General features: G+C 58.4%; 6 protein-coding genes and 2 pseudogenes. 1 reads left to right on the top strand and 7 read right to left on the bottom strand.

All coding sequences use genetic code 11. The features are described from left to right. A pseudogene (locus ENZ75_RS11890) lies at positions 1-132 on the top strand (IS481 family transposase); the annotation flags it as partial. A 106-nt stretch (positions 133-238) separates the two neighbouring features. Here ENZ75_RS11890 and ENZ75_RS11895 read toward each other — a convergent pair. The 7 genes and pseudogenes from ENZ75_RS11895 to ENZ75_RS11925 form a co-directional block, all read right to left on the bottom strand. After that, on the bottom strand, positions 239-2,110 hold the full coding sequence (locus ENZ75_RS11895) for an acyltransferase family protein (RefSeq protein WP_063169260.1): 1,872 nt from the start codon (positions 2,108-2,110) through the stop codon (positions 239-241). Positions 2,111-2,193: 83 nt separating this feature from the next. Then, complete coding sequence (locus ENZ75_RS11900; RefSeq protein ID WP_063169261.1) at positions 2,194-2,754, bottom strand: CpaD family pilus assembly lipoprotein; 561 nt, start codon at positions 2,752-2,754, stop codon at positions 2,194-2,196. 12 nt (positions 2,755-2,766) lie between these two features. Continuing rightward, a complete protein-coding gene (locus tag ENZ75_RS11905; protein ID WP_063170365.1) occupies positions 2,767-4,188 on the bottom strand; it encodes a type II and III secretion system protein family protein in 1,422 nt (473 codons plus the stop codon). Positions 4,189-4,259: 71 nt separating this feature from the next. Next, positions 4,260-4,946 (bottom strand): response regulator transcription factor, encoded by a 687-nt coding sequence (locus ENZ75_RS11910; RefSeq protein ID WP_063169262.1) that lies wholly within the window; start codon positions 4,944-4,946, stop codon positions 4,260-4,262. A gap of 805 nt (positions 4,947-5,751) precedes the next feature. Then, positions 5,752-5,920, bottom strand: a pseudogene (locus ENZ75_RS35080) (transposase); the annotation flags it as partial. Positions 5,921-6,634: 714 nt separating this feature from the next. Continuing rightward, positions 6,635-7,669 (bottom strand): L-threonine 3-dehydrogenase, encoded by a 1,035-nt coding sequence (gene tdh / locus ENZ75_RS11920; RefSeq protein WP_063169264.1) that lies wholly within the window; start codon positions 7,667-7,669, stop codon positions 6,635-6,637. 52 nt (positions 7,670-7,721) lie between these two features. Further along, the coding region (locus tag ENZ75_RS11925; protein ID WP_127287989.1) for a glycine C-acetyltransferase at positions 7,722-8,852 on the bottom strand (1,131 nt) is incomplete at its 5' end.

The following is an 8,852-nucleotide window of genomic DNA, read 5'->3' on the forward strand; positions in this document are numbered from 1 at the left end:
CATCGTGCCGCCGAACTGCCTGTCTGGCTGCACAGATACAATTGGCATCGTCCACATGGCAGCCTAAAGTCAAAAACGCCTATCAGTCGCCTCGCCCTGATCGAGGACAACCTGTTGAAGCTCCACACCTAGGTCACTATCGGGGGGCCTTAAACCTGAACAGCTCCATCGTCGCGGCTGCTGCGGAAGCAGGAGCTATCACTGGGACCCGTACTGGTGCTTGTCAGCCGCTGAGCCGCTACTTCGTCTTAGGAAGAGCATTGTCCTTGCCAAAAGCCGGCCAGTATTTCGAGATTGCCAGTGTGGCGCCGGCTGAAGAGAAATGACCATAGTCGAAATATAAAAACTCTCCTCTATCGAAATAGGCGCAGCGTCCTGCGCTGCACAGGAATTTCAGCGGATCGATGAATGTGGCGCCTTTGGTAAATGAGCGCACACGTTCGTTGACGTCGGGGTCCATCGCGATCGGCCAGGACGTATCGTCCAGATTTTGGCGCTTGGCGAAGAACGCAATTTTCCGGACGTCAGTTGGGAACTGCGGAGACTGGCCGATGACAAACACGCGCACGCCCAGGGCACGAAGCGTAGCGATTGTTTGCTGAAGACCGTCGAAACCTCTGACCTCATAGTCACTCCATCTACCGCTGAGGATAACCGTCTTGATGTCCGCTTCCAAGATGACGTCCAAGGCCTTGCGATTGAACCGGACACAATCAAGACGATCGTACGGGTAGTAATAGAGTATCGGCGCGCAGCTGGCGTACGTATATTCAACGATGTTCGCCTGCAATCGATTTATGTTAGCACCCAAGCCGGAAACATAGTGCGCGGCGAAGGAGTCGCCCCACAAAAAAACCGTTGTTGGAAAACCGCTGGTGCGCGTGCAATCCTCCATATTCCAGCTTTCGATCCGGCTGGTGCCCTCGTTGAAACAGATGCCATTCCTCCAGTCCCCGACGGAAATGCGCCGCTGGACATAGTCCGGAAACCGTTGCGGAAAGCCGTTGCCGAGCGCCCCCGCCGCTCCGCCGGCACAAAGGACAACGATCGCGAGCGCTGAAAAGGCGAAGATAGGCCCCGGGGAGGTGAAGGCCCTCTTCTGTCGAAACGGCTGCTCTACAAACTTCCAGGAGAATGCAGCCAATGCGAGGCTTGCCACCAACATCGCACCGGTCATCAACGGATCGAGTTTTTGGAACGAAAGATAGTGCGCGAACGCATTGAGAGGCCAGTGAACAAGATACAACGAATACGAGATGAGCCCAATCCAGACCAGCGGCCTGACTTCGAGCATGCGGGTGGCGACCGTCGAGGGGGTATTTTGGCCAACATAGATCAGAAGGGCCGTTCCGATGCATGGATACAAGGCGTTGTAGCCTGGGAACGGATCACTCGCCGAAATCGCGAAGAACCCGATGGCGAGAAGGCCAAATCCGGCCACCCCCACCGACTCCATCAGGAGTCGGTTGCCCAGCGGCGAGGGGCATTTGAGCATGAGCAGGGCGCCCAACATGAGTTCCCAGATTCGGGTCGGCAGCAGATAGAATCCGGCGGTGGGTGCCAGCGATGTCGCCATCACCGCCACTACGAAGCTGCAGAGAATTATCGGAAGAAGTGTCGTCAGCCAGCGCTTCCCGATGTAGCGATAGATTAGGAACATCAGGATTGGTGCGAAGATGTAGTACTGCTCCGCTACGGAAAGCGGCCAAGTGTGCAACAGTGGTAGAAGCGCGGCATCGATAGAGAAGTAACTTGACGTTTTCCAGAAGAAAACGTTCGACCAGAAGGTCGAGGTAGCTATGATGCTAAGACTGAATCCGCGCAGATCCGGTGGCAGAAGAATGAACAATGCCGCAATGCAGGTGAGAAGCATCACAAAGACGAGCGCCGGCAGAATGCGCCGGGCACGGCGCCAGTAGAAGTTGACGATGGAAAATTGGCCGCGTTCAAGGTCATCCAGGAGGCTTCCGCTGGTTAGGTAGCCGGAGATGACGAAGAAGATATCGACCCCGCTAAAGCCACCCGGGATCGCCGAAATTCCGAAATGAAAGAGTACGACCGGAAGTACAGCAACGGCCCTAAGGCCCTCGATATAGCGCCTATATTGCATCCAGCGGTTCCTTTTATTTTAGATCAGGACGCGATTGGAAGCTTTCAATCTCCGGTAGGAGTGCTGCCGAGATAAGGGCGGTATCAGCCACCTTTATCCGTCCCGAATGTTCTGTAAGTTGCAACTGGTACAGAAGCACGATCGCCATCGCCGGCCTTGACGGCCTGATTGTCGAGCAGATCGCGCGGATCGTTGACCATCACGGCCAGGTTATGTCCTGTCGAACAACCAAGCGGCTGTTTGAAGGATTCTTCATTGGGTAAGGCACCATATGAGGGACAGACCGGCGGACGGGCGTGATAGACAATCGCCTCAATTCGCACTGAGCCGGCGTCGTGTTGATCGCGCAATTGAATGTTGTCTTCTTCGATTGCCAACTGCCTGGCCTGATGGGCTACCCCTGCGCTGAGCTGGGGCGAACCGCTGATGAGGAGGTGGATGGCATCGAACCGGCCGCGACTGGCCTTGTCTAGGAAAACACGCAAACGCTGCCGTTCGGAAGCGCGCAGGCTTTGCAACGTCAGGACGGTGGTCTCCTCTCGGACAAGCATTGGTGCCGATGGTTCGACATCAACTGGCGTAGTGCTTGTGCAGCCACTTACGCTTGGTGCCAGAGCGACAAAGAGGATTATAAAACGCAACATCTTTGGATGACACTATTCGATGATGAAGCCGAGACCGCCCTGGGCGCTTGGCGCGCCCGCACGGATAGCAGCGCGGTCTCGCGGGGGACTTGTCACGGAATTCGTCGGAGCGCCCCCTCCGTTCAAAGCCGGTGCCGCCCGCTCGGTCGGTGCGCTCATCTGGTTTGGGTTGGAGCCTGGTCTTACAATGTAAGGCGTAACTAGAATGACCAGTTCTGACTCCTCTTTTTGAAACGAGGTCGAGCGAAAAAGCGGTCCCAGGATCGCCAGTTCTCCGAGCCAGGGAAAGGCCCTGACATCATTGTTGACGTTCCGCCTGATTAGACCGCCGATTGCGAAGCTCTGGCCGCTGGCGAGTTCGACGACCGTATCGGCTCGGCGCGTGGAAACTGCCGGCACGGAAATTCCGTTGATTTGCACGGCACCTTGCGTCGACAGTTCACTGACTTCGGGCGTTACGTGAATGTTGATTTGATTGTTGCTGAGAACTGTCGGCACAAATTCCAGACTGACGCCGAAGTGACGGAATTCAACCGATACCTGCCTGTTTTCCTGCAGGACAGGAATGGGAAATTCGCCGCCCGCGAGAAAGCTGGCCTTTTCACCCGACATAGCGGTGAGGTTCGGCTCAGCCAGGACGGAAGCTATATGCTCCTTGGCGAGCGCGTCGAGAACCGCGCTGACGTTGACGGCACCGTTGTCGAATCCGATTTCTGCTGTACCGCCACCCTGGGTTGAACCAGACCCAGCGCTTGCAGCGCTTCCGCTTAGAACGCCCACTTTGAAATTGCCGATTTGACCGAAGGCGGACAAGTTGACGCCGAGTGACTTCATGGCGCTGCGTGAGACTTCGGCTACGCGCACGCTGAGGTTAACTTGCAGGGATCCAGCGACCTTGATGTTGTTGACGACTTGCGCTCCGTCGCCCAGATATTGCTCAGTGACTCTTTTTGCGGTGTCGGCGACCTCTGCGTCGGGCGCCGTCCCGCTAAGGATTGCGCCGCGCGGCGTATAGTTGACGCGGATGGGATAGTCGCCGACCTGCTCCCGCAACATGGCGCGTAAATCCCCGATCGGTTGCGTGACAACGATACGCAATTCGGCGAGAGGCTCGCCATTGCCATCCAAGGCGAATAGGCTGGTCCGCCCCGATTTCTTGCCAAAGACGAAGATTGTTTTGCTCGATGGCGCCTGAAAATCCGCGATCGTGGGGTCAGCAACAAAGATGGTCGTGGCTGGCCCGGGCAGATGAACGGTCTCCCCGAGCGAAGAGGAAAGGGTCAGCGTGGCGTTGATGCTATTCGAAGCCGCATGCGGCGGGCCTTTGTCCTGCTTGTTTTGCGCCGCGACACCAAGTGGGAAAGTCACAATAAGCGCGCAGAGGAGATGGCCCAGGTAACGGGGCACTGCAGGTCTTGTAACCTTGTTGGCGATCGCCCGCCAATTGAGCGCAGCGCAAGGATGTTGAAGGATCAGCAAAATAGATCTTCTTTCGATTCGACAAACTATGCGGACGAGGCGTCAGTCAATTCTAGGATGTAACCAATGCCTCGGATGGTCTTGATCCGTGGCGTTGCACCTGATCTGGTCAGATGTCCCCGTAAACGATAAATTCCGACTTCAAGCGCGTTGGCAGACACGTCGTCGTTGAATGAATAGAGGTGATCTTCCAATTGCGCACGGGGCACGATGCGGCCTGCCCGGTTAAGCAGGTGCTCTAGAACACAGAGTTCGCGACGTGCGATCATCATTGGGTGCCCATCAACGAAAACCTGGCGGGCGACCGGATCAAAGTCGAGATTGCCAAATACGAGCCTCAGGTCGGTCATCTGTGTCGCCCGGCGCAGAATGGCTCTCATTCTGGCAATAAGCTCATCGGTAGAGATGGGTTTGAGCAGAAAGTCGTCCGCACCACCGTTGAAGATCGCAATTCGCTTATCGAGATCGTTAAGGCTGCTCATAATGACGGCAGGAACTGAATGCCCGTGGGTCCTCAACTGCCTCAGCCAACCCAAGCCATCGCCATCTGGCAGAGCCAATTCCAGCAGGAGAATTTCATAGCTGGCGCAAGAAAATGCACTCGAAGCCAGTTCCAGAGTACCAACGACATCAACGACGAAGCCGCCATCCCCGAGCGCAAGTCGCATGGCGCGCGCAAGATCCGCATGATGATCCACGAGCAGCGTTCGCATTTCATCTCCTCTCGAAGAGGGACGGCCCATCGAACGCGTCACCGGCGGCCATCTGATCGGAGCACACGGCGCGCAACTCGTCGCAGCTCTCGGAACTGGTCCGAGTCGGAGGGACATGCAAGTCGCTCGGTGGCAATAGGCGCGGGTGAGGACCAACTGACGGGCTCAAATACGCCGGTCGGCGAACCCACGAGGCCAGCAACCCGCGTGCGATTTCTCGTTGCATCATCTCTCCTACGTGCAGCCCCTGCGCTCGCAAGGCAGCGTCGCGGCTCAGAGCCCGATTCCCACAGAGGGTAGGGTTAGCTTTCGAGAAACTGATTGAACAAATCGATTATTTGGATCGAATGCATCCACGGTATGGATGCAGCGCACCATCTTCAACGACTGCGGCGTCCTGATGCACTGTTGTGTCTGTCGTGCTCTGCTTTTTTCGCTGTCCTTCAAGGCTGGCGAGCCTGGTGGAACCTGCGCGTCATTGGCTTGGTAGCTTGAATGCTCAACAACGGAGCGCCCTGCGCAAAGCCGCTCTCATTTCCAAAAAGCCTTGCAATCTGGTTGGAGCACTTCGCGCTCGACACCAAAATAGGCGAGGAAAACTGACGTCTGACAGGGATGTACATGCAACAGCCGATTTGCGGCACCAGCAAACGACCGCGTTCAGGCTGAAGATCGACGACCAACGGCTCCTCGATTTCCGCACTTTTACAAGCTCTTCCTGTGCGGGCGGATGCCGGCAAACAGCAGCACAGGGTCAGCGAAACCGGGAGCGGGCCTGCTTGATCGCCATGATCACATTGCCGCTGTCGCGCGTGCGGAGCGGAATGCAATCGGTCCAGCCGGCGGCAATCCGGTCAGCACCATCGTCTGCACGAAGCTCCCTGACGAAGACGTGCCCGAATGCGCTCAACAAAGCCGGGCGGCGGATCTTTCCAATCGCCGAAGGTGCGGGCTGGCACCGAGCGGCGAACTGCGAACTCATTCCTGCCCGGCGGCGCTGGCCGCCGCGAGCGTCGATGCGGACCCAGCCGCTCCGAATCCTCCCACAACACGATGAGCGCGTCGCGGACATCGCTGCCGTAACAGCGGCTGCGGCTCTTGCCCGCAGACGGCCTCTGCTCACGACGGTTCATAAGACGGATCGCGCGCTTGCGAATAATAGCCGGTTACCGCCTCGAACTCATCCAGAATGCGCCGCTTGTCAACGCCGCAATAAAGCTCCACGATCGCCGCTTCACCGTGTCGCCATGCTGAGCCGCGCCATCCTTCCCCCGAACCGGAATGGCACGACCTGTCCATCCCCTTTGGAACAGGACACTATTGGTAACATTTTGCTTGAGGCAATGCGGCTCGTTGCCTTCCTTTTCGCTGACCGGAAGGGTACCGGAAGTCGTCTATCGCATCTTACCCGCTGAAAGCGGCAACACCTCGACCTCAATCGCAGATCATAGGAAATAGACGATCGCGTCGGGGCCTCAGCATCGGTTCACCGGGTTTCCGTCATCGACTGAAGCGAATTGCCCCATCGACCGTCACCGGGTGGGCCGCGATACGTCGCCGTATATGATTAGCGAGCGCACGTAGCGGAGCCATAGCTCTCCACCCAGCCATGTTCCCCTAGTTGGAAAATGTCCGGCGGACCAGAGGTGCTGTCGTCAGCTTTTCCTGAATAGCGGCCAAGGCAATCCCTACCAGTCCATCACCACCTTGCCGGAACTGCCGCTCTTCATCGCATCGAAACCGATCTGAAAATCGTCGATGCCGATGCGGTGGGTGATCAGGCCGGAGACATCCAGCGGACCCTGCACAAGCGCGATCATCTTGTACCAGGTTTCGAACATCTCGCGGCCGTAGATGCCTTTGAGATGCAGCATCTTGAAGATGACCTTGTTCCAGTCGATCTCGAAGCCGGTCGGCGCGATGCCCAGAATGGCGATCTTGCCGCCATTGTTCATGGTGTCGATCATGTCGCGGAAAGCGGGGGCGGCGCCTGACATTTCGAGGCCGACGTCGAACCCCTCGGTCATGCCGAGCACCGGCATGACGTCGCGCAGCTTCTCCTTCGAGGCGTCGACGACATGCTGGACGCCGAGTTTCTTGGCTAGCGCCAGCCGCACCGGGTTGATGTCAGTGATGACCACTTTGCGCGCGCCGACGCATTGGGCGACGAGCGCGCCCATGATGCCGATCGGCCCGGCGCCAGTCACCAGCACGTCCTCGCCGACCAGATCGAAGGACAATGCGGTGTGGACGGCATTGCCCAAGGGATCGAAGATCGCGGCAATCTCATCGGGCACATCGTCGGGGATCGGCACGACATTGTGCTGCGGGATCGCCAGATACTCGCCGAAGGCGCCTGGACGGTTGACGCCGACGCCGAGCGTGTTGCGGCACAGATGCCCTCGCCCGGCGCGACAGTTGCGGCAATGGCCGCAGACGATGTGGCCTTCGCCCGATACACGCTGGCCGACCTTGTATTCGGTGACCGCTGCGCCGAAATCGGCAACGGTGCCGACGAATTCATGGCCCGTCACCATCGGCACCGGCACCGTCTTCTGCGCCCACTGGTCCCAATTGTAGATGTGCACGTCGGTGCCGCAGATCGCCGTCTTCTTGATCTTGATCAGCACGTCGTTGGGGCCGATTTCCGGCACCGGCACCTCTTCCATCCAGATGCCCGGTTCGGCCTTGGCCTTCACAAGCGCCTTCATCATGTTCGACATGCTTTTGTCCCTTGAAGCTCTTGTTCCGGAATCGCTTTTCGATTCCGGCTTGTCAGGAAATCACCCCGAGTTCGCGCCCGACGGCGGCGAACGCTTCCACCGCGCGGTCGATATCGGCGCTGGAATGCGCCGCCGACATCTGCGTGCGGATGCGCGCCTGCCCCTTTGGCACCACCGGGAAGGAGAAGCCGATGACATAGATGCCGCGCTTCAGCATGCGCGCGGCCATCTCCTGCGCCAGGCTGGCATCGCCCAGCATCACCGGGATGATCGGATGATCCGCTCCGGCCAGCGTGAAGCCGAGCTTGCCCATTTGCGACCGGAACCGCGCAGCGTTGTCGTAGAGTTTGTCGCGCAGCCCATCGCCGTCCTTGATCAGCTCGAACACCTTGATCGAAGCGCCGGCGATCGCCGGCATCAGCGTGTTGGAAAAGAGATACGGCCGTGAGCGCTGGCGCAACCAGTCGACCACCTGGCTTTTGCCCGAGGTGTAACCACCGGAGGCCCCACCAAGTGCCTTGCCGAGCGTCCCGGTGATGATGTCGACCCTGCCCTCGACGCCGCAATGCTCGGCCGAGCCGCGGCCGTTCTGACCGACGAAGCCGACGGCATGGCTGTCGTCGACCATCACCATGGCGTCATACTTCTCGGCGAGGTCGCAGACACCCCTGAGATTGGCGATGATGCCATCCATCGAAAACACGCCGTCGGTGGCGATCAACCGGAAGCGGCAGTCCCGGGCTTCCTTCAGGCGCGCCTCGAGATCGGCCATGTCGTTGTTGGCGTAGCGGAAACGTTTGGCCTTCGACAGCCGCACACCATCGATGATCGAGGCATGATTCAAGGCATCCGAAATAATGGCGTCTTCCTCGCCCAGCAGCGTCTCGAACAGGCCGCCATTGGCATCGAAGCAGGAGCCGTAAAGGATGGTGTCTTCCATGCCGAGGAAGGAGGAAATCGTGGCTTCGAGTTGCTTGTGCTCTTCCTGCGTGCCGCAGATGAAGCGCACCGATGCCATGCCGTAGCCATAGCGGTCGAGCGCCTGCTTGGCAGCATTGCGCAAATCGGCGCTATCGGCGAGGCCGAGATAGTTGTTGGCACAGAAATTCAACACCTTGTCGCCGCCGACCTCGATCTCGGCCGACTGCGTCGAAGTGATCACCCGCTCCGACTTGTAGAGGCC

The sequence above is a fragment of the Mesorhizobium sp. M7A.F.Ca.CA.002.04.1.1 genome, from assembly GCF_004022805.1.
In the GTDB taxonomy this organism is placed as follows: Bacteria; Pseudomonadota; Alphaproteobacteria; order Rhizobiales; family Rhizobiaceae; genus Mesorhizobium; species Mesorhizobium ciceri.

What these genes read in the sequence shown, in the direction of transcription:
- ENZ75_RS11900 (WP_063169261.1), bottom strand. Translation starts at nt 2,754, where the DNA reads ATGTTGCGTTTTATAATCCTCTTTGTCGCTCTGGCACCAAGCGTAAGT.
- ENZ75_RS11895 (WP_063169260.1), bottom strand. Translation starts at nt 2,110, where the DNA reads ATGCAATATAGGCGCTATATCGAGGGCCTTAGGGCCGTTGCTGTACTT.
- tdh (WP_063169264.1), bottom strand. Translation starts at nt 7,669, where the DNA reads ATGTCGAACATGATGAAGGCGCTTGTGAAGGCCAAGGCCGAACCGGGC.
- ENZ75_RS11910 (WP_063169262.1), bottom strand. Translation starts at nt 4,946, where the DNA reads ATGCGAACGCTGCTCGTGGATCATCATGCGGATCTTGCGCGCGCCATG.